Here is a 24662-nt window from a genome sequence, read left to right as displayed (position 1 = left end):
GGTCGGGTGATGCCGCCCGCCCGCCCAGCCACCCGCGTCGTCAGCCTGGTCCCCTCGATCACCGAGGCCCTGGCCTCGGTGCGCCGCGAGGCGGTGGTCGGCGCGACCGACTGGTGCACGCATCCGGCCGACCTGGACGAGACGCTCGAGAGAAGGGTCCGGGGCACCAAGAACCCCGACCTCGACGCCATCCGCAGCCTGCGCCCCGACGTGGTAATCGCCAACCGCGAGGAGAACCGCGAGCTCGACGTACGCCGTCTCGAGGAGTCCGGCGTCCGGGTCGAGGTGACCGACATCGAGACCGTGCCGCAGGCCGTCGACGCGTTCGAGCACCTCTTCGACGACGTGCTGGGCTGGGACCGACCCGCGTGGTTGGCCGAGGTGCGCGACCGATGGTGCGGCGACCTGCCGCCGGTCACCCGCCGGGTGGCGATCCCGATCTGGCGGGACCCCTGGATGGTCGTCGGCCGCGACACCTTCACCGGCGACCTCGTCCGCCGCCTCGGGTGGCACAACGTCTACGCCGGCGCGGCCGACCGCTACCCCAAGGTCGGCGCGGCCGAGATCGACAGCAAGGGCGCCGACGTCGTACTGCTCCCCGACGAGCCCTACGTCTTCACCGCCGACGACGGCCCCGAGGCCTTCACCCGCACCCCGACCGAGCTCATCTCCGGCCGGCTCATCACCTGGTACGGCCCCTCGCTGCTGGAGGCGAGCCGGCTGGGCGGATAGTCCGTGACGAAACGGCCCCCAGGCGGAGGCACCGAGGGCAGAAACGTCACGGACTACCCCCCGCTAGATTCGCTTGGTGCAGATGATCCTGGGCCCGACACCCGGCCGACTCGAGGCCGACGAGGTCGTGGCCGCCTATCCGTGGCCGGAGGGCCGCCGGTGGGTGCGGGCGATGATGGTGACCACGCTGGACGGCGCGGCGGCCGGGCCGGACGGGCTGAGCGGGTCGATCTCGGGCGAGGCGGACAAGCTCGTCTTCGACGCCGTACGCCGCCACGCCGACGCGGTGCTGATCGGCGCCCAGACCCTGCGTGCCGAGCGCTACGGCCCGATGCGCGCCAAGGGGGAGGACGCCGAGGCACGCCGCGCCCAGGGGCTGGCGCCGGCGCCGCGGCTGGCGGTCGTCAGCCGGTCGCTCGACCTGCCGTGGGACGAGCCGGTGTTCACCGAGTCGGCGCTGCCGGTGCTGGTGCTGACGGGTCCCTCCGCCGACCCCGAGCTGGTCGCGCGGGCCTCCGAGCGGAGCGAGGTCGTCAACGTCGCCGCCGACGGGGACCCCCGGGCGTTCGTCGACGCCCTCGAGCAGCGCGGCTTGCGGCGGATCGTCTGCGAGGGCGGGCCGACCCTCCTGCGCCACCTGGTGGCGGCCGGGATGGTCGACGAGGCCGACATCACCGTCTCGCCCGTGATGACGGGCACCGGCACCAGCCCGGACACCCCACGGCTGCCCTCGGTGGTCGGCTTCGACCTGGTGCAGGTGCTGACCGAGGACGGCTTCCTGATGGGCCGCTACGTGCGGCCGGAGGCCTCGTGATCTCCCTCGAGACGCTGGCCGGCCTGGCCGCCGCGCACCTGCAGGACCTCGGCGTGGCGGTCCCGCCGCTCGAGGTCAAGGGCCGGGTCCTCGACACCGACCAGCGGGCCGCGGTCATGGGCGTGGTCAACCTGTCGCGCGACTCGACCTACCGGCCCAGCATCGCCCCCTCGACGGTCGACGCCGTACGCCGGGGGAAGGTCCTGGCCGCCCAAGGTGCCGACCTCGTCGACGTCGGCGCCGAGTCGACCAACGGCCCGGCCGCCCGGGTGGGGAGCGAGGAGCAGGTCCGCCGGCTCGTCCCCGTGGTCGAGGCGCTCGCCGCCGACGGGATCCTGGTCTCGAGCGAGAGCTATGACCTCGAGGTCGTCCGGGCGACCCTGGCCGCCGGTGCCGCGGTCGTCAACCTCACCGGCTCGACCGACGACGACCCGGTGTTCGCGCTGGCCGCCGAGCACGGCGCCGCCGTCGTGCTCTGCCACGTCGAGGGCGCGCATGCCCGCGACCTGGACGGAGCGGACCTCGCGGCCGACCCGCTCCCCCGGATGCTGGAGGGCTTCGCGGCGCGGATCGACCGCGCCCGGGAGCTCGGGGTGGCGGGCCTGGTCGTCGACCCCGGTGTCGGCTTCCACTTCGGGGTGGCGCAGACACCGGCCGAGCGCCTCGACCACCAGACCAGGATCCTGCTCAACGCCTTCCGGCTCCGGAGCCTGGGCGTGCCGGTCTGCCAGTCCGTCCCGCACGGGTTCGACCTGTTCCAGGACGAGTTCCGCACCGGCGAGGCGTTCTTCACCGTGCTGGCCCGGCTCGGCGGCGCGGGCCTGATCCGCACCCACGAGGTGCCCCGGGTCGTGCCGGTCCTGCGCGCCCTGAGCGAGCTCACTGTCGCCTGACCCCTACTCTCCTCTCCATGCCCGGAGCCGCGGTGAAGAGGTTGGCCGTCGCCGGCCTGCGCCGGACCCCGTTGGCGCTGTCGACGCCGGTCGTCCGCCGGCGGGTACGCCGGGCCCAGGCCGACCCGGTCGCGCGAGATGTCGCCCGGCGGCAGATGGAGTTCCTACTCGGCGCCAGCCGACCCGAAGCCGACCTCGACGCAGCGGCACTGCGACACCTCGAGTACGCCGTCTGGCGCCGCGAGCTGCGCTGGCACCCGAAGGTGATCACACGTCAGCCCGTCACCGGGATCGAGCACCTCACACGAGTGCGGGGCGCTGACGGAGGCCTCATCCTCTGCTTCCTGCATCACGGTCGCTTCGACGGGGCGTTCGGAGCGCTCAAACGGGCCGGGGCCCCGCCGATCACCACGGTCGGGCACCAGATGCTTTTCGACTCCGACAAGCCCGCCTACCTCGCCGCACACCTGCGCGTCGTCGAGAAGGGGTCGACCATGGTGCCCGCGACGCTCGGCTACGACGGACTGCGCGACCTCGTCTTGGAGGGGCACACGCTGGCCATCGCCGTGGACCTCCCGGGAAGCACCCGGGTTCGTTTCCTTGGTCGGGACCTCCGGTGCGCGTCGGGCGCCGCCCGGATCGCGTTCGAGACCGACACGCCAGTCGTTCTCGTGCTGGCCCGCCAGACCGACGGCGTGAACCAGCGCCTGCAGCTGACCGAACCCCTCATCCCCGGTGAGCATGGGAACGCCGTGGCTCTGCTGCAGAGCATGCTCGACCGCTTCGAACCCGCGGTCCTCGACTGGCCCGAGGCCTACGACTGGCCCCGGCCGAAGTTCGTCCAGCTCGACGCGGACGGTCAGCCGGTGTCGTACGAGCGCGACCCCGGAGAACCGGACCACGTCAACCCATGAGTCGCCACGGAGCGGTGAGCAGGTTCCTGCGCCAGCTGGGCTGGTCGTTCACCAGCAAGATCGTCTCCGCGGCGCTCCAGCTCGTGGTGATCGTGCTCCTGGCGCGCGGGCTGGAGCCGTCGCAGTTCGCCGCCGTCGCCTCGGCCAACGCCGTCATGCTCGGCGTCGTCGCTCTCAACGGGTTCGGCCTCATCAGGCAGATCCAGTACCGGCGCTCCGTCCACCGCGACGACCCGAACCTGCCAGCGATCTTCGCGGTGTGGCAGCGGTTCACCAACGCGAGTGCCGTCCTGTGGCTGGTCGGCTGCCTGGTCCTGTGGACAGCAACCGGCCACGAGCTCTTCGCCCAGTTGGCGCCGATCGCGGTCTGGCTCCTCTTCGAACAGCTCACGACGCTGTGGAACGGGGTCTCACTCGTCGACGACCGGGCCCAGGACCTGATGCCGTCGTACCTCTGGCGGCGCGGCCCCGTGGTTGTCGCACTCGCCGTTGCACTGGCGCTCGACCTCGACGTTGTGTGGACCTGGTCCCTCTCGCTGACCGCTGGCTCGGCGCTCGCCTACCTGACCGGCCTGCGGCGAGCGGAGCCGTGGGCGCGCAGGCTCGTCGTCGCCCGTCGCCCGGCGGGTGAGGTCACCTTCGACTTCGGCTACTGGTGGACCGAGGTCGGTGCCACCCTGCGCGACTTGGACGTCGCTGCGGTCACGCTGGTGAGCGCCACCCTCGGTGGTGCGTACGCCCTCCCGGCGCGCCTCGTGCGACCCATGAACCTGGTGACCGTGGCCGTGACCTCGGTCGCCTTCCCCAGGATCGCGCGGCTCCGCCAGGTGACCCAGCGCCAACTCGTAGTGGGCTCGTTGCTGGGGACCGCACCGGTCGCGGGCGTCGCCGGCGTCACCGCCATCGCAGCCGGACTGCTACCGCGGGTGGTCGGGGACGAGTACGCCGGCGCCGTGCCCGTTCTTCGCGTGCTGTGTCTCAACGCGGTTGTCGTCGGCTTCGGTGCGCTGCTGGTGGCCTTTATGCAGGCGCGATCAACCGCGGCGAACCGGTTCACCGGGCGGCTCACACTCGCGATCGCCGTCGGACAGGTGTCCTCGGCCACGATCGCCGCCGGGCTGGGGAATGCTGTGGATGTTGCCTGGGCGGTCACGGCCGTGCTCGCCGTCGGGGTCGCGGTGCTCTACGCCCGCGCGGCCCACGAGTGCCGGCTGGAGGCGGTCAGCGGAGGAAGAGCCGAACCGCCCGGGCCAGCGCAGCGGCGTACGCCGCCCGCCCCTTCGGCGTCGTCATGAGCCGGGCGTCGGCGGCGTTCTTCATGTTGCCGAGCTCGACCATGACCGTCGGCACGTCGGAGAGGTTGAGGGTGCCGAGATCGCTGCGGAAGTCGAGGCCGTCGCCGCCGGCGATGTAGTTGGCCCGCGGCACGTGCTTCTTGACCAGCGAGGCGCGGGCCAGCAGCGCGAGCCGCTTCGACGGCTTGTAGATGTCGTGGGTCCACGGCTTGCGGTCGGTGGGGGCGATCACGTGGAAGCCGCGGGCGCCGGCCGCATAGGAGCCGTCCGCGTGGATGCTGATCTTGAGGTCGGCGGGGATCCGGTTGCCGGCCCGGCCGCGGCGGTCGACGCACGGGCCCCAGCGCCTCTGGCTGTTGACCTTGCGGGTCAGCACCACGCGGGCGCCGAGCCGCTCGAGCTGGGCCTTGAGCCGCAGCGACACCCGCCAGGCGAACGTCGCCTCCGGCCAGCCGCCCCGAGTCGCGGTGCCGGTCGTGTTGCAGGCCTTCTTGAACCCACCGGCCGGCACCAGCTTGTTGATCTGGGCCGGGAAGTTGTGGTTGCCCAGCTGGTGACCGGGGTCGATCACGACGACCCGACCCTGCAGCGGCTCGGCCTCGCGGACCAGCAGCGTGCGGTCCTCGGCGTGCGCCGGCGCGGCCACGACCAGCGAGGCGGCAAGAGAGGCGGCAAGAGAGGCCAGGAGCACCCGCGCGGCGTACGTCACTACTCGTAGCCCAGGATCTCCTGGCGCTTCTCGCCCCAGGCCAGCGCGGAGGCGATCGCGTCCTCGATCGAGAGCGCCGACCGCCAGCCGAGCAGCTCGGCGGCCCGGTCGACGTTGGCGTAGGCGCCGACGGCATCGCCGGGACGAGGCGGCGCCTCCTTGATCGGCACCTCGTGGCCGAAGACCTTCTCGAACGCCGCCACGAGCTCGCGCACGGTGGTGCCGTCGCCGGTGCCGAGGTTGATGATGACGCTGGGCTCGCCGACCGCGGCCAGCACCTCGTCGAACTGCTCGACCGCGCGGACGTGGGCCTGCGCGACGTCCCACACGTGGATGTAGTCGCGGATGCCGGTGCCGTCACGGGTGGGGTGGTCGGTGCCGGTGATCGTGAAGGCGTCCTTCTGGCCACGGGCCGCCATCACCAGCTGGCCGAGGACGTGGGAAGGCTCCTTGGCATAGATGCCCGACTCGAGGTCGGGGTCGGAGCCGATCGGGTTGAAGTAGCGCAGGATGATCGCGCGCAGGTCGGTGGCGACCGCCATGTCCTGGAGGACCTGCTCCATCATCCGTTTGGTGCGGGCGTACGGCGACGGCGGGTCGAGCGGGTCGGTCTCGACGACCTCGAAGCCCTCCTTGGCGGCGTAGAGGCTGGCCGAGCTGGAGAACAGCACCCGCGGCTTGCCGAGCCGCTCGAGCTGGTCGAAGAGCTCCAACGACTTGGCGACGTTGTCGCGGTAGTACTCATACGGCTGCTCGACCGACTCGGGGACGACGATCCGGGCCGCCATGTGGATGGTGGCGTCGAGGTCGGGATGCTCCTCGACGACCCGGGCGAGCAGGGCCCGGTCGGCGATGTCGCCCTCGTAGAAGATCCGGTCGCGGACGAAGACCTGCGGTCCGGTGAGCAGCGAGTCGAGGATCACGGGCGTGTGCCCGGCCTCCTCGAGCGCCTTGGCGGTGATCGAGCCGATATAGCCGGCGCCGCCGGTGACCAGTACCTTCACCGGCCCCACTCTAGTGACGGGCGAAGCAGCCCTCGGCCCGGCTCTGGTCGAGGATCGCCTGGGTGAGCGCCTTGTTGCCCTTGCGGGTCGGGTGGACGCCGTCCTCGAGGGTGGTGGTCTCGGTCAGCAGGCCGAGCGTGTCGATGAAGGTGAACCCGTGGCGGGTCGCGGCATCCCGGACCACGCGGGTGATCCGGTCGCGGTTGTCCATGCGCCCGGCGGGCCCCCAGGGCACGACGACGATCGTGCAGGTCCGGTCGGGGCCGCGCAGCCGCTGGATCTCGGCCATGAACGACTCGGCCGCGCGGCGTACCTGCTGGTTGGGCACGAGGTCGTAGCCACCGCCGGGACGGCAGGTCTGGGTGTCGGTGCGCCCACCCTCGATGATGACCGCGCCGGCTCCGGCCACGACCTCGGCGACGCCCGGGCGGGCCAGCTGCTGGGCGAAGGTGCTGCCGGTGCAGCCGACGAGCCCCGGGTTGACGAAGCCGGCGCCGCCCTCGGCCCGGACCTCGGGCCGAGCGCCGAGCTCGTGGGCCACCATGCTCCAGAAGCCCTGCGCGGCGTCACCGCCGCGGTTGTTGAACCGGGCCGAGATGGAGTCGCCGAAGACCATCAGCGTGCGCGCGAGCCGGGTCTTCGCGTGCACCGTCTCGGCGGTGTCGGCCATAACCCGGGTCACTGCCTGGGTCACTGCCTGGGCCACCACCTGCGGCGCCGCCGGGGCCGGGCTGGCGAACCTGGTGGACGACGAGGCGGCGGGCCCGGTGGCCACCAGTCCGGCGGTCACGGCGAAGCCCAGCACCACGGTCGTGGCCACCACGAGCGCGACGACGCGCTGCTTGCGGACCGCCAGGCGGGACACGGGCACGGGCTCGACCAGTTCGACGGGGTGGACAACGGGGGACAGCGACAGCCGAAGGTACGGCGCAACGGCCCCCTGGCGTGCCCGAATCCGCCAAGTCGAACCGAACGGTTGAGCTCGGTCCGGGCCGGGAGCGACCTCCGCGGACGCTCGCACCGGCCCGGACCGTTGGGAACCAGCTTCCGCTGATCCCAGTGTGACTCCCCCCAGAGCCACAAAGCAAAAACGCTTGCGCACACCCTGGGGTTACGCCGGAAGACTTCCGGCGTCCTGCGGTCTAGGCCAGATGGGGCCCGTGTGACACGTGGGGCGTCTGGCCGCGCTCACGCCACCCCGATGGGTGGGTCGGCCCCACTTTCGGACCCGGGGCCGTAGCGCGAGGGGAGGGTGGCCGTTGGACGGACGCGACGCCAGCACAGGCGTCGCGCTTCGCTCGTTCGGCAGGGGGTTGCCGGACGAACGCCACCCAGGGGGAACCACCGCATGTCCGCCTTCGCTACAACGCGCCGCCGCCACACCAGGCGACCGCGCGTCAGCATCGTCATCCCAGCGCTCAACGACGCCGCCAACCTGGCGATGCTCCTTCCTCGGCTACCGAAGGTCCACGAGGTGATCCTCGTCGACGGCGGGTCCGTCGACGGCACCATCGCCACCGCGCGCCGGTTGGTGCCCGATGTGGTCGCGGTGCTGCAGGCCCGGACCGGCAAGGGCAACGCGCTGGCGTCGGGCCTGGCCCGGGTCTCCGGCGACGTCGTGGTGGTGCTGGACGCCGACCACTCCGGCCACCCGGCCGAGATCGCTCTGCTCGTCAGCGCGCTGGTCGACGGCGCGGACGTCGCCAAGGGCTCGCGCTTCATCCCCGGCGGCGCACCCGCCGACCTCCTTGCCGGCCGGACGTTCGGCGACCGTGCCATCAACGCGGGCGCCAACCTGGCGTTCCACGCCCGTTTCACCGACCTGCGCTACGGCTTCACGGCGTTCTGGTCCGACCTGATCCCCGTCCTCGCGCTGCCCGACCACACGGCACCGCCGACAAGCAACCGTCGGATCCCGTGGGGTGACGGGGCCGAGGTCGAGACCCTCATCAGCTGCCGCCTCGCCGCCGCTGGGCTCGACATCGTCGAGGTCCCGTCCGTCGACCTGCCGGGCCGCTACGTCGAGTCCGGCCCGGCCGCCCTGCGCGACGGGCTCCGGCTGTTCCGCACCCTGCTCGTCGAGGCGTGGCGCGCCCGCAGCGCTCGCCGCCACTCGGGTCGGGGACACCACGGACTGGGTGACCTGCCGGCGGCGCTGGAGCACGTGCGTGAGACAGCGGCCGCCGAACAAGTCACCAGGGAGCGCGGCGCGGCCTGAATCGACCGCCACATTTCGGCGCGGTCGTCACCCGTTAACGGGCCGTGAACAATTCGACTTCTCCGGCCCCTTTCCCCTCGTCGGGGTCGCGAAATCCCAGGTCAGCACGTAACGTCTGGACCTGTCGTCTCTCGACGTCGGACCCACCGACCGACGTCAACCGGGGGAGAGTCGATGCGATGGCTGGGCAGATTGGCTCAGGTGCGCACACCCCGGTGGTGCACGGAGCGGGGCCCACCATGACGACGACGACGACCGAGATGCGACAGCGCATCGACACCGGGGCGTCGAGCCGAGCGCTGCGGCTGCTACCCGGCACCGCGCTCCTGACCGACCTGGGTCTGGTCGCCGCATCGGTGCTGCTGGCGGCACTGGGCCGCAAGCACCTGGCGCTCTTCTCCAGCAGCGCGGACGTCTCCTCCTCCCTCGTGGTCGTCGGCCCGCTCCTGGGCCTCGGCTGGCTCGCATTGATCTACTTCTGCGGGGGCTACCGGGCGGAGGTCTTCGGTGCCGGCACCGACGAATACAAGCGGGTCGCCAACGCCTCCGTCATCACCGCGGGACTGCTGGGTGTCGGCTGCTACCTGGCGAAATACCCGATGTCCCGCGGCTTCTACTTCCTCGCCTTCGCCATCGGCATCCCTCTCCTGCTCGTCGGCCGCTGGGTGGGCCGTCGAGCCGTCCACCGGGCCCGGATCGCCGGTCGGCTCCAGCAGGGCGTGCTCATCGCCGGCACGGCCTCCCACATCGACGAGATCGCCGGCGTCCTGCGCCGGGAGAGCTGGCTCGGCTACCGGATCATCGGCGCGGCCACGCCCCCGAGCGACACCCGCGAGGAGACGCCCGCGGGCATCCCAGTGCTCGGTGACACCGACGACGTCACCGCCCTGGTGATGAAGACCGAGGCCGACGTCATCTTCTTCGCCGGCGGCTCCATCGGCACCGGCGCCAAGATGCGCCAGGTGGTGTGGGACCTCGAGCCCCACAACGTGCAGGTCGTGGTCGCCCCCAGCGTCACCGACATCTCCCGCGAGCGGGTCAAGGTCCGCCCGGTGGGCGGCCTGCCGCTCATGCACATCGACCCACCGACCTGGTCGAGCGCCACCCGGCTGGGCAAGCGGCTCTTCGACCTCGTCGTGGCCGCGCTGCTGGTCGTGGTGTTCGCGCCGCTGCTGCTCGCGAGCGCGGTGGCCGTCAAGGCCGCGGACCGTGGCCCCGTCCTCTTCCGGCAGCCCCGGATCGGCCGCAACGGACACGAGTTCTCCTGCCTGAAGTTCCGCAGCATGGTCGTCGACGCCGAGGAGCGGCTCGCCGACCTCCACGCGGAGCACGGCTATGAGAGCGGCCTCTTCAAGATCCAGGACGACCCCCGGGTGACCCGCCCCGGACGCTGGCTGCGCCGCTACTCCCTCGACGAGCTCCCTCAGCTGTTCAACGTCCTCCACGGCGACATGAGCCTGGTCGGACCGCGGCCGCCGCTGCCGCTCGAGGTCGAGCAGTATGGCGAGGACGCCTCCCGCCGGCTGCACGTGCGGCCCGGGATGACCGGCCTGTGGCAGGTCTCGGGACGCTCGGACCTGACCTGGGAGGAGGCCCTGCGGCTCGACCTCTACTACGTCGACAACTGGTCGATGCTCCAGGACCTCAGCATCCTGGCCAAGACGTGGCGGGCCGTGGTCTCGCGCCGCGGGGCCTACTGACGCCGTCTCGCAGGGTCGGGCAGACTGCGCTACATGCGCACCGCCCTGATCACCGGCATCACCGGCCAAGACGGCCTCTACCTCGCCGAGCTGCTGCTCGCCAAGGGCTACGACGTGCACGGGGTGATCCGCGGGCAGAACAACCCGAAGCGCGACCTCGTCGAGGACCTGCTGCCCGAGGTCACGCTGCACAACGGGGATCTCACCGACATGTCGAGCCTGATCCGGGCGCTACGCGACTCCGAACCCGGCGAGGTCTACAACCTCGGCGCGGTCTCCTTCGTCGCCTACTCCTGGGAGAATGCACATCTCACCACCGACGTGACCGCCAAGGGCGTGCTCAACATGCTCGAGGCGATCCGGCTGCACACCGGCGACAACCCGGCGGGGGTGCGCTTCTACCAGGCGTCGAGCTCGGAGATGTTCGGCAAGGTGCACGAGTCGCCACAGACCGAACGGACGCTGCTCTGGCCGCGGTCGCCCTACGGGGTGAGCAAGGTCTTTGGCCACCACATGACGATCAACTACCGCGAGTCCTACGGGATGCACGCCTCGTCGGGGATCCTCTTCAACCATGAGTCCCCGCGGCGAGGTCAGGAGTTCGTCACCCGCAAGGTCAGCCAGGCGGTCGCCCGGATCTCCCTGGGACTCCAGGACGAGCTGGTGCTGGGCAACTTGGACGCCGAGCGCGACTGGGGATTCGCGGGCGACTACGTCGAGGCGATGTGGCTCATGCTCCAGCAGCCGGTGGCCGACGACTACGTGGTGGCGACCGGGGAGACGCACTCGATCCGCGAACTCGTCGACGTCGCGTTCCGCCACATCGGCATCACCGACTGGACCCCCTACGTCAGGCAGGACAAGCGATACATGCGCCCCGCCGAGGTCGACCACCTCATCGGCGACGCGACCAAGGCGCGCGAGGTATTGGGCTGGAAGCCGAAAGTCGGGTTCGAGGAGCTGGTGCGGATGATGGTCGAGGCAGACATCGCCGCTCAGAGGGCTGGCTGGTGACACGCGCCTTCGTCACGGGTGTCGGCGGTCAGGACGGGAGTTACCTGACGGAGAGGCTGCTCGGCGAGGGTATTGAGGTCCACGGGCTCATGCACGCGGACGACCCGGTGCCGGACTGTCCAGGAGTGGAGCTGCACACTGGGGACATCGCCCTGGTGGGCGAAGTCCGCTCGCTGCTCCTCGACCTCGCCCCCGACGAGGTCTACAACCTGGCCGCAGTCAGCTCTGTGGCCCGTTCCTGGGCCGAACCCGACCGCACCGCGGCGGTCAACGGCACTGGGGCGGTCGGCCTGATGGAGTCGGCGCTGCAGGTCCAGCAACGAACCGGCCGCCGGGTGCGCTTCGTGCAGGCGTCGAGCGCGGAGATCTTCGGCATGCCGGAGTCGTCACCTCAGAACGAGGGGACACCGGTGAGGCCGGTCAACCCTTACGGCGCGGCCAAGGCGTATGCCCACCTCGCCGTCGGTGTCTACCGCGCCCGCGACCTGCATGCGGTCAGCGCGGTCCTCTACAACCACGAGTCCCCGCGGCGACCAGAGCAGTTCGTGACCCGCAAGATCACCACCGGTGTCGCCGCCATCGCCCGCGATCAGAAGCAGCGACTGGTGCTCGGCAACCTGGAAGCGCGACGTGACTGGGGGTGGGCTCCCGACTACGTCGACGCGATGGTCCGCGCCGCCAGAGCCGACTGCGCTCAGGACTATGTGGTGGCCACGGGCGAGAGCCACTCGGTCGCGGAGTTCGTCGCGGCCGCGTTCACGCACGTCGGGATCGACGACTGGGAGGCGTACGTGGAGGTCGACCCGCACCTGCTCCGGCCCGTCGACGCGGTTGAGCTCAGGGGCAACCCCTCGCGGGCCCGGTACGCGCTCGGCTGGACACCGAGCGTCACGTTTGCCGAGTTGGTCGGGCGGATGGTCGCCGCCGACCTGGAGCCGGCCACTCGACAGTGACGGACCTGAGGTTTGCCGGGCTGGTCGACGTCATGCCCCAGCTTGGTTGCCAGCTCACACGCGAAGAGCTGAAGCGGGACCGCCGCCAGCAGGTGTGCAGCAGACCGGCACGCCAGAGCCGGGCAGGGTGAGCGGTCCCAGGAGGTCGCCCGCCATGCACTAGGTCAGGAAGGCCTTGGTCCAGTGCTCGACGGCGTGCTTCGCCACCATGGCGGCGTAGTGCGAGGTGACGCAGGCGACGACCACGATCTTGTCGTCGGAGTGACTCGTCGGCCGCAGCGGCACCCGCAGAGTGATGCCCCTCCGCGAACCCCAGGGGTGGTGACGCGAGGCGGGCCCCGTTAGCGCGGGTCGTCGAGCAGGCTGAGCAGATAGGTGCCGTAGCCGCTCTTCATCAGCGGCTGGGCGGCCTCGGTCAGCTCCTCGTCGGACAGGAATCCCATCCGCCAGGCGACCTCCTCCGGGCAGCCGATCTTGAGGCCCTGCCGGTGCTCGATGGCGCGGACGAAGTTGCCGGCCTCGTCGAGGTCCTCGAAGGTCCCGGTGTCGAGCCAGGCCGAGCCGCGCGGCAGCACCTCGACCTGGAGACGGCCCTGCTCGAGATAGACCCGGTTGAGGTCGGTGATCTCGAGCTCGCCGCGCGCCGACGGCTTCAGCTCAGCGGCATGGTCCACCACGTCGGAGGAGTAGAAGTAGAGACCGGGCACCGCGTAGTGGCTCTTGGGGTGGGCCGGCTTCTCCTCCAGCGACAGCGCGCGGCCGGACTCGTCGAACTCCACGACGCCGTACGCCGTCGGGTCGGCCACCCGGTAGCCGAAGACCGCCGCCCCGTCGATGTCGCTGAAGCGCACCAGCCGCTCGCCGAGGCCGCCGCCGTAGAAGATGTTGTCGCCGAGCACCAGCCCGACCGGCTGGTCGCCGACGTGGTCGGCGCCGATGATGAACGCCTGCGCGAGACCGTCGGGGCTCGGCTGCACGGCGTAGGTGATCGAGACACCGAACTGTGACCCGTCGCCCAGCAGCCGGCGGAACTGGTCGGACTCGTGCGGCGTGGTGATGACCAGGACGTCCCGGATGCCCGCCAGCATCAGCGTGGTGAGCGGGTAGTAGATCATCGGCTTGTCGTAGACAGGCATGAGCTGCTTGCTCACCGCGAGGGTGATCGGGTGCAGTCGTGAACCGGTGCCACCGGCCAGGATGATTCCGCGCACCTGCAAGACCCTAGACTGGTGCCCCGTGACTCGCTTACTCGTGACCGGCGGCGCCGGGTTCATCGGCTCCAACTTCGTGCACCACGTGATGCAACACACGGATGCGACGGTGACGGTCCTCGACAAGATGACCTACGCCGCCAGCCGGGAGTCCCTCGACGGGCTGCCCGAGGGCCGAGTGAGCCTGGTCGTGGGCGACGTCGCGGACGCCGAGACCGTCGACCCGCTGGTGGCCGAGCACGACGCGGTGGTCCACTTCGCCGCCGAGTCCCACAACGACAACAGCCTCGACGACCCGAGCCCCTTCATCCGCACCAACATCCTCGGCACGTTCACGCTGCTCGAGGCGGTCCGCAAGACCGGCACCCGGCTCCACCACGTCAGCACCGACGAGGTCTACGGCGACCTCGACCTCGACGACCCCAAGCGCTTCACCGAAGACACGCCCTACAACCCGAGCAGCCCCTACTCGGCCTCCAAGGCCGGCTCGGACCACCTGGTCCGCGCCTGGGTGCGCAGCTTCGGGGTCCAGGCCACGCTGTCCAACTGCTCCAACAACTACGGCCCCTGGCAGCACATCGAGAAGTTCATCCCCCGCCAGATCACCAACATGATCGACGGGGTGCTGCCCAAGGTCTACGGCGACGGCCTCAACGTGCGCGACTGGATCCACGCCGACGACCACTCCTCGGCCGTGCTCCGGATCCTCGAGCAGGGCCGGATCGGCGAGACCTACCTGATCGGCGCCGACGGCGAGAAGAGCAACCTCGAGGTCGTCACCGCGATTCTGAAGTACTTCGGCCGCGGCCCCGACGACATCGAGTTCGTCACCGACCGTGCTGGCCACGACCGCCGCTATGCCATCGAGTCCGGCAAGCTGCGCGCCGAGCTCGGCTGGGCGCCGCGCTTCCAGGACTTCGAGGCCGGGCTCGCCGACACCATCGAGTGGTACGTCGCCCACGAGGACTGGTGGCGGCCGGCCAAGCAGGCCACCGAGGCGGCGTACGCCGCCAAGGGTCAATGACCTCCCCACGTGCTGGTCGAGCAGCGAGCTCTGGCGAGCGTCGTCGAGACCTCGCAAGCCGAGGCTGGAACTGATGGCTGAGCTGTCCATCGAGACGACCGACATCCCCGGCCTGCTCGTCGTCCGGCTGCCGCTGCACGAGGACAGCCGCGGCTGGTTCAAGGAGAACTGGCAGCGCGCGAAGATGACCGCGCTCGGCCTGCCCGACTTCGGGCCCGTCCAGCACAGCGTGGCCTACAACGCGCGCCGTGGCGTGACCCGTGGCGTGCACACCGAACCCTGGGACAAGTTCATCTCCGTGGCCCAGGGCCGGATCTTCGGCGCCTGGGTCGACATGCGCGAGGGCGACTCGTTCGGCAAGGTCTTCACGATCGAGGCCGACCCGACGGTCGCCGTCTTCGTGCCGCGTGGCGTCGGCAACTCCTACCAGGTGCTCGAGGACGGCACGACCTACTCCTACCTGGTCAACGACCACTGGCGGGCCGGCCTGGCCTACCCCGCGCTCAACCTGGCCGACCCGACCGTCGCCATCCCCTGGCCGATCCCGCTGGCCGAGGCGGAGATCTCCGACAAGGACCGGACCACGCCGATGCTGGCCGACGTGGAGCCGATGAAGCCGAGGAAGACGCTGATCATCGGCTCCCTCGGCCAGCTGGGCCGCGCCCTGACCGCCGCGTTCCCCGGCGCCGACCTCGTCGACCTGGACGAGCTGGACGTCACGGACTCCGCCCAGGTGGCGGCGTTCCCCTGGCGCGACTACGGCCTGGTGCTCAACGCCGCCGCCTACACGGCGGTGGACGCCGCCGAGACGCCGGACGGGCGCCGCACCGCGTGGGCCGCCAACGCCGGCGCACCGGCGACCCTGGCCCGGCTGGCCGCGGAACACCGGTTCACGCTGGTGCACTACTCGACGGAATACGTCTTCGACGGCACGGCCGACCCCCACACCGAGGGCGAGCCGCTCTCCCCGCTCGGGGTCTACGCCCAGAGCAAGGCCGCCGGTGACATCGCGGTGGCCGCGGCGCCGCGCCACTACGTGCTCCGCACCTCATGGGTGATCGGCGAAGGCAACAACTTCGTCCGCACGATGCAGACCCTCGCCGCCAAGGGCGTCAGCCCGTCGGTGGTCGACGACCAGGTGGGGCGGCTGACGTTCACCGACGAGCTGGCCCGGGCCACCGTCCACCTCCTCGACACCGGGGCGGCCTACGGCACCTACAACCTCAGCAACGGCGGCGAGCCGATGTCGTGGTGCGAGATCGCCCGCGAGGTGTTCGCCCTGAGCGGCCGGGACCGTGAGGACGTCACCCCAGTGACGACCGAGGCCTACTACGCCGGCCAGCAGGGCCTGTCCCCGCGCCCGCTGCGCAGCGTGCTGGACCTGTCCAAGATCAAGGCCACCGGCTTCGAGCCCGAGGATGCGATGGTGGCCCTGAGGCGCTACCTCAGCGCGTAGGTGGTCGAGCAGCGACCCGGTAGGTGGTCGAGCAGCGACCCCCAGTAGGTGGTCGAGCAGCGACCCCCAGTAGGTGGTCGAGCAGCGATGCGAGCGCAGCGAGCGAGCGTCGTCGAGACCACCCTCACGAAGGCACCCGCTCATCCACAGCCGCTTACCCACCAGGTGCGACCCGCAGCAAAGAGGGCATGCACCAGACATGCCCTACACCTACATCCTCGAGTGCGCAGACGGGTCGTTCTACGTCGGCAGCACGATCGACCTCGGTCTACGCCTCTTCCTCCACAACGAGGGCGTCGGCTCGGCGTACACCCGGCCGGCTCGGCGCCGCCCCGTGACGCTTGTGTGGTCAGTCGAGTTCGAGACGATCGGTGCCGCGTTCGCCTTCGAGAAGCAGGTGCAGAACTGGGGTCGGGCCAAGCGAATAGCCCTGATCGAAGGCCGCCTCGACGACCTGCCCGCCTTGGCTCGCGGCCGCAACCGGCCACCCAAGCCGGACTAGGCCCACTCAGGCGCGACCAGATGGTCGCGCAGCGACACCACCAGGTGGTCGAGCAGCGATGCGAGCGCAGCGAGCGAGCGTCGTCGAGACCACCCTCACCCAGGCACCCGCTCCACCACAGCCCCAGCACCAACTCACCAGGTCTCGACGACGCTCGCTAGCGCTCGCTGCTCGACCAACGAGGGGCGCCAGCGCAGCGAGCCAGCGTCGTCGAGACCACCCTCACCCAGGCACCCGCTCCACCACAGCCCCAGCACCAACACACCAGGTCTCGACGACGCTCGCTCGCGCTCGCTGCTCGACCAACGAGGGGCGCCAGCGCAGCGAGCCACCGTCGTCGAGCCCACCCTCACCCAGGCACCCGCTCCACCACCAACACACCAGGTCTCGACGACGCTCGCTAGCGCTCGCTGCTCGACCAACGAGGGGCGCCAGCGCAGCGAGCCACCGTCGTCGAGCCCACCCTCACCCAGGCACCCGCTCCACCACAGCCCCAGCACCAACTCACCAGGTCTCGACGACGCTCGCTAGCGCTCGCTGCTCGACCAACGAGGGGCGCCAGCGCAGCGAGCCAGCGTCGTCGAGACCACCCTCACCCAGGCACCCGCTCCACCACAGCCCCAGCACCAACTCACCAGGTCTCGACGACGCTCGCTAGCGCTCGCTGCTCGACCAACGAGAAGGGCTAGCTCGCCGCTCGACCAACGAGGGGCGCTAGCGCTCGCTGCTCGACCAACGAGAAGGGCTAGCTCGCTGCTCGACCAACGAGGGGCTAGCCGCTGCGGCCGTAGTCGTCCTCGAGCCGGACGATGTCGTCCTCGCCGGTGTAGTCGCCGCGCTGGACCTCGATGATGACCAGCGTCTGGTCCTGCTCGTTGCTGATGCGGTGGGGCTGGCCGAGCTCGACGTCGACACACTCCCCCGGGCCGGCGATCCGGGTCTCGCCGTCGACCACGCAGGTCGCCTTGCCGGTCACCACGACCCAGTGCTCGGCGCGGTGGTGGTGGTACTGGTAGGACAACCGGCTGTGCGGGTCGACGACGATCCGCTTGACCTTCCATCCGTCGCCCTCGTCGAGCACGTGCCACGACCCCCACGGTCGGGTCTCAGACTCCACTCCGCTGCCCCTTGCTCCCTCACGACTACGTCAGGCGCCACCCTACGTTCCGCGACCGCATGATCGACGAAGGCCTCGGTTACAGTTGACTGGACATTTCCGGGCACTGTCCCGCGAGACACCCATGGTGAGCGGGGACCAGACGTTGGAGCTCAAGGACTACTGGCGGACCATCAAGCGCCGCTGGGTGTCTGTCGTCGTCATGCTGCTGCTGTGCGTGAGCGCGGCGGCGTTCGTCACCTGGCAGACCACGCCGCAATACTCCTCCACCGCCCGCCTCTTCGTGGCCACCAACCAGGGCGGCGGAGACTCCGTCTACCAGGGCAACCTCTTCGCCTCCGAGCGGGTCACGTCCTACGCCGACCTCGTGCCGAAGTCGCCGAGCATCGCCACCGAGGTGGCGAGGCTGTTAGACGACGGCAGCGAGCCCGACGAGCTGCGCGAGCAGATCACGGCGACCGTGGTGCCCGAGACCGTCAACCTCGAGCTGACCGCCACGGATCCCGACCCGTCCCGCGCCCGTGACATCGCGCAGGCCTACGCCCAGGCGCTGAGCGACCTCGTGCCGACCCTGGAGCCGGCCTCGGCAACGGGCGAGCAGATCATCGTGGCCCGGGTGGTCGACAACGCCCAGGTCTCCACCACGCCGGTCGCCCCGCAGCCCACCCGCAACCTAGGCCTCGGCATCGTGCTCGGGCTGCTGCTCGGGGTCGCCCTCGCGGTCGTGCGGGAGCTGATGGACACCACGGTGAGCTCCGCCGAGGACGTCGCCGAGGCCACCCCGGCGCCGATCCTCGGGCGGATCAACGCCGACCCGGCAGCGGCGAAGCTCTCCCCGGTCGCCGCGCTGTCCGGCCCCACACGCTGGGCCGAGGCCTTCCGGGTGCTCCGCACCAACATGCAGTATGTCGAGGTCGACCACGACAAGAAGGTCTTCGTGGTCACCAGCTCGCTCCCCGGCGAGGGCAAGACCACGACCTCGGTCAACCTTGCCGTCACCATGGCGATGGGCGCCCACAGTGTGGTGCTCGTCGAGTGTGACCTGCGCCGCCCGATGGTGGCCAAGCGGCTGGAGATCGACGGCGCGATCGGCACGACCAGCGTGCTGGTCGGCCGGGTCAAGCTCGAGGACGCCCTCCAGACCTACGGCGACACCGGACTGCACGTGCTGGCCTGCGGCCCGATCCCGCCTAACCCCTCCGAGCTCCTCCAGTCACGTGCGATGGCCGAGCTGCTGGCCGACCTCCGCGAGCAGTTCGACATCGTCGTCATCGACGCCCCGCCGCTGCTCCCGGTCACGGACGCGGCGCTGCTGGCGGCGATGTCCGACGGCGCGATCGTGGTGACCCGTCACGGGCGCACCACCCGCGACCAGCTCGCGCACGCCATCGAGCGCCTCGACGCGGTCGACGCCAAGACGCTGGGCGTCGTCCTCAACCTGACCCGCGGCAAGGACGGCGGGGACGCCTACGCCTACAGCTACAGCTACAGCTATGCCCCGCAGCGCACGGCTAGCGACGAGTCAGGCCGGCGAGGGCGGGACGGACGTCGGCGAGGTAGACGAAAGCCGCGATAGTGAACGCCAGGCTGAGGATCAGCAGTCCCCCGCCGAAGAGCAGCTGTAGCACCACCCCGAGGCCCAGGATGATCGTCCACGCGGGCTTGGTGAGCTTGCCGGCGGCCTCGTAGCTCTCGGCCGAGAACGTCAGCGAGCTGACGAAGGCATAGATCTTGACGGCGAGCACGACGAAGTAGACAAGGAGCATGATGCCGCTCTGGATGCCGAACACGTCCACCACGACAGGGTAGTTGGTCGGCGCGAGCCCTAGCCCGCCCACACCGCCTCGATGACCGCCGGCGCCTGCGTCGGTCCGCTTTCGATCAGTCCCCACGAGGCGAATGGGCCCAACAACTCGTCCGCCCGGGACTTCGTCGCAGTCGTGACCAGCCCGGTCGGGTCGACGACGAAAAGCTCGTCGCCGTCACGCACCACCCGGAACTCGAGTGGTCCAGCGGCGGGGTCGAACGTCCCCTCGGCCAGCACCTGCCTTCCCCCGGCGCTCATGAACGCCAGGCTCCACGTGCCGGGGGTGGCGACGAACCGCATGCCGCTCGGCAGGTCCCCGGCGTCTTCCTCGAGCGCGACGACGGCCGAGGACTCCCAGGCCGCCAGGACGGCCGAGCCCGGCTCGTCCTTCGCGAAGCGCACCCGGAAACCCAGGGAGCGAACCGCCGACTTCAGCTCGGTCTCGACGAGACCGAGCCCGCCGGCCCCTGCGATGTCGACGGATCCGTGGGTCAGACCCTTGGCCGTCGCCTTCATGCCGGTGGCGTTGCCGGGCGAGTCGTAGACGACCGACCCGTCGGGCAGGTCGTCACCCTTGGTGAAGTCGGCGAGCCGCTGGTCGGGGACCTTGGGGACCTTGACGTCCCCGGCGGCGGTCGGCTCGCCGGTGGGGGTCGGCTGGTCAGTCGACGTGGGGGTGTCCGACGCACTCGGCGAGGTGTCCTGGGCGAGCTCCGAGTCGGCAGCGGTCTCCCGGGTCAGCGCCAGGTAACAGAGGGCGACGGTGACCGCGGCCAACAGCAGCAGCCCGAGCCACTGCAGGGCTCGGGCACCCGATCCCCGTACGGCCGCCATTCATTCACCGTAGCGAACAGACACGAGGCCCCCCGCAGCACATACCTGCGGGGGGCCTCGTCGCTGACTGGGTCAGCTGAGGGTCAGCTGACGGTCTTGGCCGCCGACTTCACCGTCTTCTTCGCCGCCGTGCCGGTCGCCTTGGCCGACTTCTTGGCCGGGGACTTCTTGGCCTGGGTCACGGTGGTCTTCGCCTTGGCCTGGGTGGTCTTGGCGTTGGCCACGGTCGCCTTGGTGGCGGGCTTGTTGCGGAACTGCTTGACGACGGTCTCGCCGCGCTTGGCGAGCTCCTCGTAGGTGTCGGTCGCGGTCTCGACGTTGGCCGTCACGAACTTCTCGGCCTCGGCCCGCAGGGCCGCGACGCGCTTCTCGATCAGCTCACGGCGAGCCGCGGCCTCCTTGGTGGCCTCCTGGCGCAGGGCCTGGGGCTGGAAGTCGAGCTCGGTGAGGGTCTTCTGGACCTCGGCGAAGCGCTTCTGGGCGTCCTTCTGGACGTCCTCGAACCGCTTCTGCGCGTCCTTCTGGATCTCCTCGAAGCGCTTCTGCGCGTCGGTGGCGAGCTCCTTGACGGTCTCGACCGCGAGGTCGACGACGCCGACGCCGGCGTGCAGCGTGCGGGTCGCTTCAGTCTTGATGTCGAACTTGGCCTTGGCCATGTCCATCTCCTTCTCGTTGGGGCCGGCGTCTGCCGGCGATGTCTGGTTGCGGTGAGGGTCGGTCGGGCCTACTCGGCGGAGTGATCCGCGCCCGTGTTGAGGGCGAGGAACGACGAGTAGACGTCGAGCAGCGACTGCTTCTGGCGCTCGGTCAGCCCGGTGTCACCGAGGATGGCGAGCTCGACCGAGCCCCCCACTCCGTCCTCCGGGCTGAGGATCCCGGCCCGGACATAGAGCGACTCCGCGGAGATCCGCAGCGCCTTGGCGATCTGGGCCAGCACCTCGGCCGAGGGCTTGCGCAGGCCGCGCTCGATCTGGCTCAGGTAGGGGTTGGAGACCCCTGCCTGGTCAGCCAGCTGACGCAAGGAAAGCCGCGCGTTGATGCGCTGCTCCTTGAGGTAGTCACCGAGCGACTCGACAGCGCTGTTGACGCGCTCCCCGACCCGCTCGCCGACACTCGCCTTGGCCATACCTCCATTGTGCTTGCTGGAGTTAGCAGATGCAAACTGAGCGACTGTCTGGAGTGTCACATTTCCGCTAGGAATAAGGCCTTCCCGAGTCATCCAGCGCTTGCAGAATTCTAGAGTACGGCGCGGACCTCGCCCACCGGCTCGCCACCCCCCAGCAGGTGGTGGACGCCGGTCGCGCGCACCGCCTCGGTGTCCACGCCCGGCTCGGAGTCGACGCCCGACCGCCGGAGGGCTGCGGCCATCACGACCGGACGCGCCCGCTGGCCGCCGTCGTCGGTCTTGAGCGCGAAGGCCCGGCCGTCCGGCAGCGCCACGGCATAGCAGGACTCCGCGCCCGCCTTGCCGATGGCTCCAGGGATGGCGGTCAGCAGGGTGAGCTCGTCGCGCCGCGAGCCGGACACCATGGCTGGGTGGGCCCGGATCGCCTCGGCGACCCGGTGTCGGCTGCCCTCGGTGGCGGTCGCCAGCGCCGCGAAGCCGCGGGCCAGCCCCACCAGCGAGGCCGAGAAGAGCGGCGCGCCACACCCGTCGACCGCCGTCGCGACAATCGGCTCTCCGGTGAGGCCGGCGAAGGTCCCGGCGAGCGCGCGCTGCAGCGGGTGTGCGGGGTCGCGGTAGGTCGACACGTCCCAGCCGTTGGCGACGCAGGTGGCGAGCATCGCCGCGTGCTTGCCCGAGCAGTTCATGGCGATGGGCTCGCGGCCCCGGCCGTCGCGGAGCCAGGCGTCGCGGTCGACGTCGTCCAGCGGCACGTCGGGCGGCGTCTGCAGCGCCGACTCGTCGAGCCCGGCGCCCGCCAGGATCCGCCTGGCGCCGTCGAGGTGCATCGGCTCGCCGGAGTGGGAGGCGCAGGCCAGCGCCAGCAGGTCCGGAGGCAGGTCGAGCCCCAGCTCGACCATGCCGACGGCCTGCAGCGGCTTGTTGCTCGACCGCGGCAGCACCGGTGAGGTGACGTCGCCGACCGCCCAGTCGACCGACCCGTCCGCGGCCAGCGCCACGACCGACCCGTAGTGGTGGCCCTCGACAAAGCCGGAGCGGACGACCTCGGCGATGACGACCGGGTGTGACACGGATTCCCCTCGGTGGTTGAGGAGGGCGCGCAGCGCCCGTCTCGAAACCTCGCAAGCCGAGGCTGGAACCCCACCGTATCGACCGCCCCTGGCAGGATGGCCGCCGTGTCCGCGCCCGTCCCCCAGCACTGCCCCACCCCGGTCGAGCTGGACGACCTCGAGCTCCTGCTGAGCGGCGCGGTGCCCGGCGTCGACGGCTTCAACCAGCCCGACAGCCCGCTGACCCTGCGGCTTCCCGACACCGTCGGCGAGCAGGCTGCCGCCGCCGGCGCCGTCGAGCTCGTCGACCCCGAGGGCCTGCCGCTGGCCCGGGTGGCGTGGCCCGACGGCACGGTCGAGCCGCTCGCGCACCCGACGTTCGGCGCCTTCCGGCACCTGCGGCTCACGCCCGCGCAGTATCGGGCGGCCCATGTCGGACGCACGGTGGTGCCCGTGACCGACGCCCTCACCGAGAGCCAGCTGCACGAGGTGGCCGTCCTCGGGCCGGTCGCGCTGCTCGCCCTGGTCGGCCACGGCACCTCCGCGCTGTCGCCGGTGGCCCTGGTCCGCGCGACGCTCGCCGCCGCCGCCCAGTTCGACGACGCGGTGGTGGTGACCGTCCCGCTCGCCTCGCACGGCGACCCCGACACCGACCGGATGCTGCACTGGGCCGTTCTCTCGACCTACGTCGACCATGACGCACAACCCCCGCTGGTCGAGCTCGCCGCGCCCGACCCAGGCGGCGCGCGCTACCCGGCCGAGATCGCCGACATCGTCCACACCGACAAGCCCCCGCCGGACGAGCGAGGGCTCGTGCTGTTCTTCACCGGCCTCTCCGGGAGCGGCAAGTCCACCCTCGCCCGGGCCCTGGTCGACCGGCTGCACGAGCAGGGCCGTCGGACGGTGACGAGCCTCGACGGCGACGTCGTACGCCGCCACCTGTCCGCGGGCCTGACCTTCTCCAAGGAGGACCGGGAGACCAACATCCGCCGGATCGGCTGGGTAGCCGCCGAGATCGCCCGGCACGGCGGGGTGGCGGTCGTCAGCCCGATCGCGCCGTTCGACGAGACCCGCCAGCAGGTGCGAGCGATGGTCGACGACGCGGGCGGCGCGTTCTTCCTGGTCCACGTCGCCACGCCGCTGGAGGAGTGCGAGCGCCGCGACCGCAAGGGCCTCTACGCCAAGGCTCGGGCCGGCGAGATCCCGGAGTTCACCGGCATCTCCTCCCCATACGAGGAGCCCCAGGACGCCGACGTCCGCGTCGACACCACCGGCCGCACCATCGAGGACGCCCTCGACGACGTGCTCCTCGCCCTGCGCGACGCCGGCCTTCTCGATCTGACGTCTTCGGTGGTCGAGCAGCGAGCGCCAGCGAGCGTCGTCGAGACCCCGACCGAGCTGGTCGAGCAGCGAGCGCCAGCGAGCGTCGTCGAGACCCCGACCGAGCTGGTCGAGCAGCGAGCGCCAGCGAGCGTCGTCGAGACCCCGACCGAGCTGGTCGAGCAGCGAGCGTCAGCGAGCGTCAGCGAGACCCCGACCGAGCTGGTCGAGCAGCGAGCGCCAGCGAGCGTCGTCGAGACCCCGACCGAGCTGGTCGAGCAGCGAGCGTCAGCGAGCGTCGTCGAGACCCCGACCGAGCTGGTCGAGCAGCGAGCGCCAGCGAGCGTCGTCGAGACCCCGACCGAGCTGGTCGAGCAGCGAGCGTCAGCGAGCGTCGTCGAGACCCCGCAAGCCAACGCTGGAACTGGATCCAAGCCCTTCCACGTCCTCTTCGTCTGCACCGCCAACATCTGCCGCTCGGCCTCGCTGGAGGCGATGGCCCGGCACGCCGCGGGCGACGACACCGACCTGGTCTTCAGCAGCGCCGGCACCCACGGCTGGACCGACCACGGGGTCGAGGACGCGATGCGCGCCGCGCTGCCGGCCGACCTCGACACCGCCGAGTTCCGGAGCCGGCCCTTGACCAGGCAGATCGTGGAGGAGGCCGACCTGGTGCTCACCGCCGAGACCGCGCACCGCTCGTTCATCCTCGACGACCAGCCGCAGCTCTTCCGCAAGGTCTTCACGCTCGGCCAGTTCGCCGAAGCCGTGGCGAAGGCGCCGGCCGGCCTGACCCGCTACCAGCTCCTCGAGCACGTCGCCACCACCCGCGGTCACGCCGACCCCGGTCTCGACGTGCCGGACCCCTACCGCCGCGGCCCCGCGGCGGCCGCCGCCTGCGTGACCCGGCTCGACGAGCTGCTGCGCGCCGTCCTCCCCGCCCTGTCCCGCTGACGCAGCGCCCATTCGA

25 protein-coding genes are annotated in these 24662 nt (G+C 70.9%); 14 read left to right on the top strand and 11 right to left on the bottom strand.

Annotated features, from left to right (window positions below; translation table 11 throughout):
* Positions 1 to 9: 9 nt before the first annotated feature.
* From ACYVC6_RS06390 to ACYVC6_RS06370, 5 genes are all read left to right on the top strand, one after another.
* Positions 10 to 732, top strand: coding sequence for a helical backbone metal receptor (locus tag ACYVC6_RS06390; RefSeq protein ID WP_460712115.1), 723 nt, complete (start codon positions 10 to 12; stop codon positions 730 to 732).
* 82 nt (positions 733 to 814) lie between these two features.
* A complete protein-coding gene (locus ACYVC6_RS06385) occupies positions 815 to 1546 on the top strand; it encodes a dihydrofolate reductase family protein (protein WP_460713313.1) in 732 nt (243 codons plus the stop codon).
* Entirely contained in the window at positions 1543 to 2439 is an 897-nt protein-coding gene (locus ACYVC6_RS06380) for a dihydropteroate synthase (protein WP_460712113.1), read from the top strand. Before ACYVC6_RS06385 ends, ACYVC6_RS06380 begins: the two co-directional genes overlap by 4 nt.
* Positions 2440 to 2456: 17 nt before the next feature.
* Entirely contained in the window at positions 2457 to 3353 is an 897-nt protein-coding gene (locus tag ACYVC6_RS06375) for an LpxL/LpxP family acyltransferase (protein WP_460712111.1), read from the top strand.
* Complete coding sequence (locus ACYVC6_RS06370; protein WP_460712109.1) at positions 3350 to 4648, top strand: lipopolysaccharide biosynthesis protein; 1299 nt, start codon at positions 3350 to 3352, stop codon at positions 4646 to 4648. The genes ACYVC6_RS06375 and ACYVC6_RS06370 overlap by 4 nt, the downstream gene beginning before the upstream one ends.
* Here ACYVC6_RS06370 and ACYVC6_RS06365 read toward each other — a convergent pair.
* From ACYVC6_RS06365 to ACYVC6_RS06355, 3 genes are read right to left on the bottom strand one after another with little or no spacing between them, the layout of a single operon-like run.
* Complete coding sequence (locus ACYVC6_RS06365; protein ID WP_460712107.1) at positions 4575 to 5357, bottom strand: N-acetylmuramoyl-L-alanine amidase; 783 nt, start codon at positions 5355 to 5357, stop codon at positions 4575 to 4577. The two genes, ACYVC6_RS06370 and ACYVC6_RS06365, sit on opposite strands and share 74 nt — an antisense overlap.
* Positions 5357 to 6361 carry a UDP-glucose 4-epimerase GalE gene (gene galE / locus ACYVC6_RS06360; RefSeq protein WP_460712106.1) on the bottom strand — a complete coding sequence of 335 codons (1005 nt, stop codon included), beginning with the start codon at positions 6359 to 6361 and terminating at the stop codon, positions 5357 to 5359. Before galE ends, ACYVC6_RS06365 begins: the two co-directional genes overlap by 1 nt.
* 10 nt (positions 6362 to 6371) lie before the next feature.
* Complete coding sequence (locus ACYVC6_RS06355; RefSeq protein WP_460712105.1) at positions 6372 to 7232, bottom strand: SGNH/GDSL hydrolase family protein; 861 nt, start codon at positions 7230 to 7232, stop codon at positions 6372 to 6374.
* 477 nt (positions 7233 to 7709) lie between these two features.
* On the opposite strand from ACYVC6_RS06355, the gene ACYVC6_RS06350 reads away from it, so the two are divergent.
* From ACYVC6_RS06350 to ACYVC6_RS06335, 4 genes are all read left to right on the top strand, one after another.
* Entirely contained in the window at positions 7710 to 8579 is an 870-nt protein-coding gene (locus ACYVC6_RS06350; RefSeq protein ID WP_460712103.1) for a glycosyltransferase family 2 protein, read from the top strand.
* Between the two features lie 179 nt (positions 8580 to 8758).
* On the top strand, positions 8759 to 10279 hold the full coding sequence (locus ACYVC6_RS06345) for a sugar transferase (RefSeq protein WP_460712102.1): 1521 nt from the start codon (positions 8759 to 8761) through the stop codon (positions 10277 to 10279).
* Between the two features lie 33 nt (positions 10280 to 10312).
* Positions 10313 to 11293: a GDP-mannose 4,6-dehydratase gene (gene gmd, locus ACYVC6_RS06340; RefSeq protein WP_460712101.1), complete on the top strand. Its 981-nt coding sequence runs from the start codon at positions 10313 to 10315 to the stop codon at positions 11291 to 11293.
* On the top strand, positions 11290 to 12246 hold the full coding sequence (locus ACYVC6_RS06335; RefSeq protein ID WP_460712100.1) for a GDP-mannose 4,6-dehydratase: 957 nt from the start codon (positions 11290 to 11292) through the stop codon (positions 12244 to 12246). The genes gmd and ACYVC6_RS06335 overlap by 4 nt, the downstream gene beginning before the upstream one ends.
* Before the next feature lie 159 nt (positions 12247 to 12405).
* On the opposite strand, the gene ACYVC6_RS06330 is transcribed toward ACYVC6_RS06335, so the two are convergent.
* Both ACYVC6_RS06330 and rfbA read right to left on the bottom strand, forming a co-directional pair.
* On the bottom strand, positions 12406 to 12531 hold the full coding sequence (locus tag ACYVC6_RS06330) for a hypothetical protein (protein WP_460712098.1): 126 nt from the start codon (positions 12529 to 12531) through the stop codon (positions 12406 to 12408).
* A 56-nt stretch (positions 12532 to 12587) separates the two neighbouring features.
* Positions 12588 to 13457 carry a glucose-1-phosphate thymidylyltransferase RfbA gene (gene rfbA / locus ACYVC6_RS06325; RefSeq protein WP_460712094.1) on the bottom strand — a complete coding sequence of 290 codons (870 nt, stop codon included), beginning with the start codon at positions 13455 to 13457 and terminating at the stop codon, positions 12588 to 12590.
* A gap of 25 nt (positions 13458 to 13482) precedes the next feature.
* Between rfbA and rfbB the strand changes: the two genes are divergently transcribed.
* The 3 genes from rfbB (at position 13483) to ACYVC6_RS06310 (ending at position 16439) form a co-directional block, all read left to right on the top strand.
* Positions 13483 to 14481: a dTDP-glucose 4,6-dehydratase gene (gene rfbB, locus ACYVC6_RS06320; protein ID WP_460712092.1), complete on the top strand. Its 999-nt coding sequence runs from the start codon at positions 13483 to 13485 to the stop codon at positions 14479 to 14481.
* 73 nt (positions 14482 to 14554) lie between these two features.
* On the top strand, positions 14555 to 15937 hold the full coding sequence (locus tag ACYVC6_RS06315; RefSeq protein ID WP_460712090.1) for a sugar nucleotide-binding protein: 1383 nt from the start codon (positions 14555 to 14557) through the stop codon (positions 15935 to 15937).
* Between the two features lie 199 nt (positions 15938 to 16136).
* Positions 16137 to 16439, top strand: coding sequence for a GIY-YIG nuclease family protein (locus ACYVC6_RS06310; protein ID WP_460712088.1), 303 nt, complete (start codon positions 16137 to 16139; stop codon positions 16437 to 16439).
* A gap of 772 nt (positions 16440 to 17211) precedes the next feature.
* Here the strand turns inward: ACYVC6_RS06310 and ACYVC6_RS06305 are convergent.
* A complete protein-coding gene (locus ACYVC6_RS06305; RefSeq protein ID WP_460712086.1) occupies positions 17212 to 17556 on the bottom strand; it encodes a phosphomannose isomerase type II C-terminal cupin domain in 345 nt (114 codons plus the stop codon).
* A 127-nt stretch (positions 17557 to 17683) separates the two neighbouring features.
* Between ACYVC6_RS06305 and ACYVC6_RS06300 the strand changes: the two genes are divergently transcribed.
* The gene (locus ACYVC6_RS06300; protein ID WP_460712084.1) at positions 17684 to 19132 is read left to right on the top strand and encodes a tyrosine-protein kinase domain-containing protein; all 1449 of its coding nucleotides are present in this window, start codon (positions 17684 to 17686) and stop codon (positions 19130 to 19132) included.
* Here ACYVC6_RS06300 and ACYVC6_RS06295 read toward each other — a convergent pair.
* From ACYVC6_RS06295 to ACYVC6_RS06275, 5 genes are all read right to left on the bottom strand, one after another.
* Positions 19068 to 19352 (bottom strand): DUF2516 family protein, encoded by a 285-nt coding sequence (locus tag ACYVC6_RS06295; protein WP_460712082.1) that lies wholly within the window; start codon positions 19350 to 19352, stop codon positions 19068 to 19070. The two genes, ACYVC6_RS06300 and ACYVC6_RS06295, sit on opposite strands and share 65 nt — an antisense overlap.
* Positions 19353 to 19381: 29 nt before the next feature.
* Positions 19382 to 20197 carry a hypothetical protein gene (locus ACYVC6_RS06290; protein ID WP_460712080.1) on the bottom strand — a complete coding sequence of 272 codons (816 nt, stop codon included), beginning with the start codon at positions 20195 to 20197 and terminating at the stop codon, positions 19382 to 19384.
* Positions 20198 to 20280: 83 nt separating this feature from the next.
* On the bottom strand, positions 20281 to 20853 hold the full coding sequence (locus tag ACYVC6_RS06285) for a hypothetical protein (RefSeq protein ID WP_460712078.1): 573 nt from the start codon (positions 20851 to 20853) through the stop codon (positions 20281 to 20283).
* Between the two features lie 68 nt (positions 20854 to 20921).
* Complete coding sequence (locus ACYVC6_RS06280) at positions 20922 to 21323, bottom strand: helix-turn-helix domain-containing protein (protein WP_460712076.1); 402 nt, start codon at positions 21321 to 21323, stop codon at positions 20922 to 20924.
* 110 nt (positions 21324 to 21433) lie between these two features.
* The gene (locus tag ACYVC6_RS06275) at positions 21434 to 22393 is read right to left on the bottom strand and encodes an asparaginase (RefSeq protein WP_460712074.1); all 960 of its coding nucleotides are present in this window, start codon (positions 22391 to 22393) and stop codon (positions 21434 to 21436) included.
* A gap of 105 nt (positions 22394 to 22498) precedes the next feature.
* Between ACYVC6_RS06275 and cysC the strand changes: the two genes are divergently transcribed.
* The gene (gene cysC, locus ACYVC6_RS06270) at positions 22499 to 24646 is read left to right on the top strand and encodes an adenylyl-sulfate kinase (protein ID WP_460712072.1); all 2148 of its coding nucleotides are present in this window, start codon (positions 22499 to 22501) and stop codon (positions 24644 to 24646) included.
* Positions 24647 to 24662: the final 16 nt, after the last annotated feature.

This window comes from Nocardioides dilutus (assembly GCF_054779555.1).
This window is presented reverse-complemented; position numbering and strand designations above follow the sequence as displayed.

Coding starts and splice junctions, on each gene's coding strand:
- ACYVC6_RS06390 (WP_460712115.1), top strand. CDS start 10: ATGCCGCCCGCCCGCCCAGCCACCCGCGTCGTCAGCCTGGTCCCCTCG.
- ACYVC6_RS06385 (WP_460713313.1), top strand. CDS start 815: ATGATCCTGGGCCCGACACCCGGCCGACTCGAGGCCGACGAGGTCGTG.
- ACYVC6_RS06375 (WP_460712111.1), top strand. CDS start 2,457: ATGCCCGGAGCCGCGGTGAAGAGGTTGGCCGTCGCCGGCCTGCGCCGG.
- ACYVC6_RS06370 (WP_460712109.1), top strand. CDS start 3,350: ATGAGTCGCCACGGAGCGGTGAGCAGGTTCCTGCGCCAGCTGGGCTGG.
- ACYVC6_RS06350 (WP_460712103.1), top strand. CDS start 7,710: ATGTCCGCCTTCGCTACAACGCGCCGCCGCCACACCAGGCGACCGCGC.
- ACYVC6_RS06345 (WP_460712102.1), top strand. CDS start 8,759: ATGGCTGGGCAGATTGGCTCAGGTGCGCACACCCCGGTGGTGCACGGA.
- gmd (WP_460712101.1), top strand. CDS start 10,313: ATGCGCACCGCCCTGATCACCGGCATCACCGGCCAAGACGGCCTCTAC.
- ACYVC6_RS06315 (WP_460712090.1), top strand. CDS start 14,555: ATGGCTGAGCTGTCCATCGAGACGACCGACATCCCCGGCCTGCTCGTC.
- ACYVC6_RS06310 (WP_460712088.1), top strand. CDS start 16,137: ATGCCCTACACCTACATCCTCGAGTGCGCAGACGGGTCGTTCTACGTC.
- ACYVC6_RS06290 (WP_460712080.1), bottom strand. CDS start 20,197: ATGGCGGCCGTACGGGGATCGGGTGCCCGAGCCCTGCAGTGGCTCGGG.
- ACYVC6_RS06285 (WP_460712078.1), bottom strand. CDS start 20,853: ATGGCCAAGGCCAAGTTCGACATCAAGACTGAAGCGACCCGCACGCTG.
- ACYVC6_RS06280 (WP_460712076.1), bottom strand. CDS start 21,323: ATGGCCAAGGCGAGTGTCGGCGAGCGGGTCGGGGAGCGCGTCAACAGC.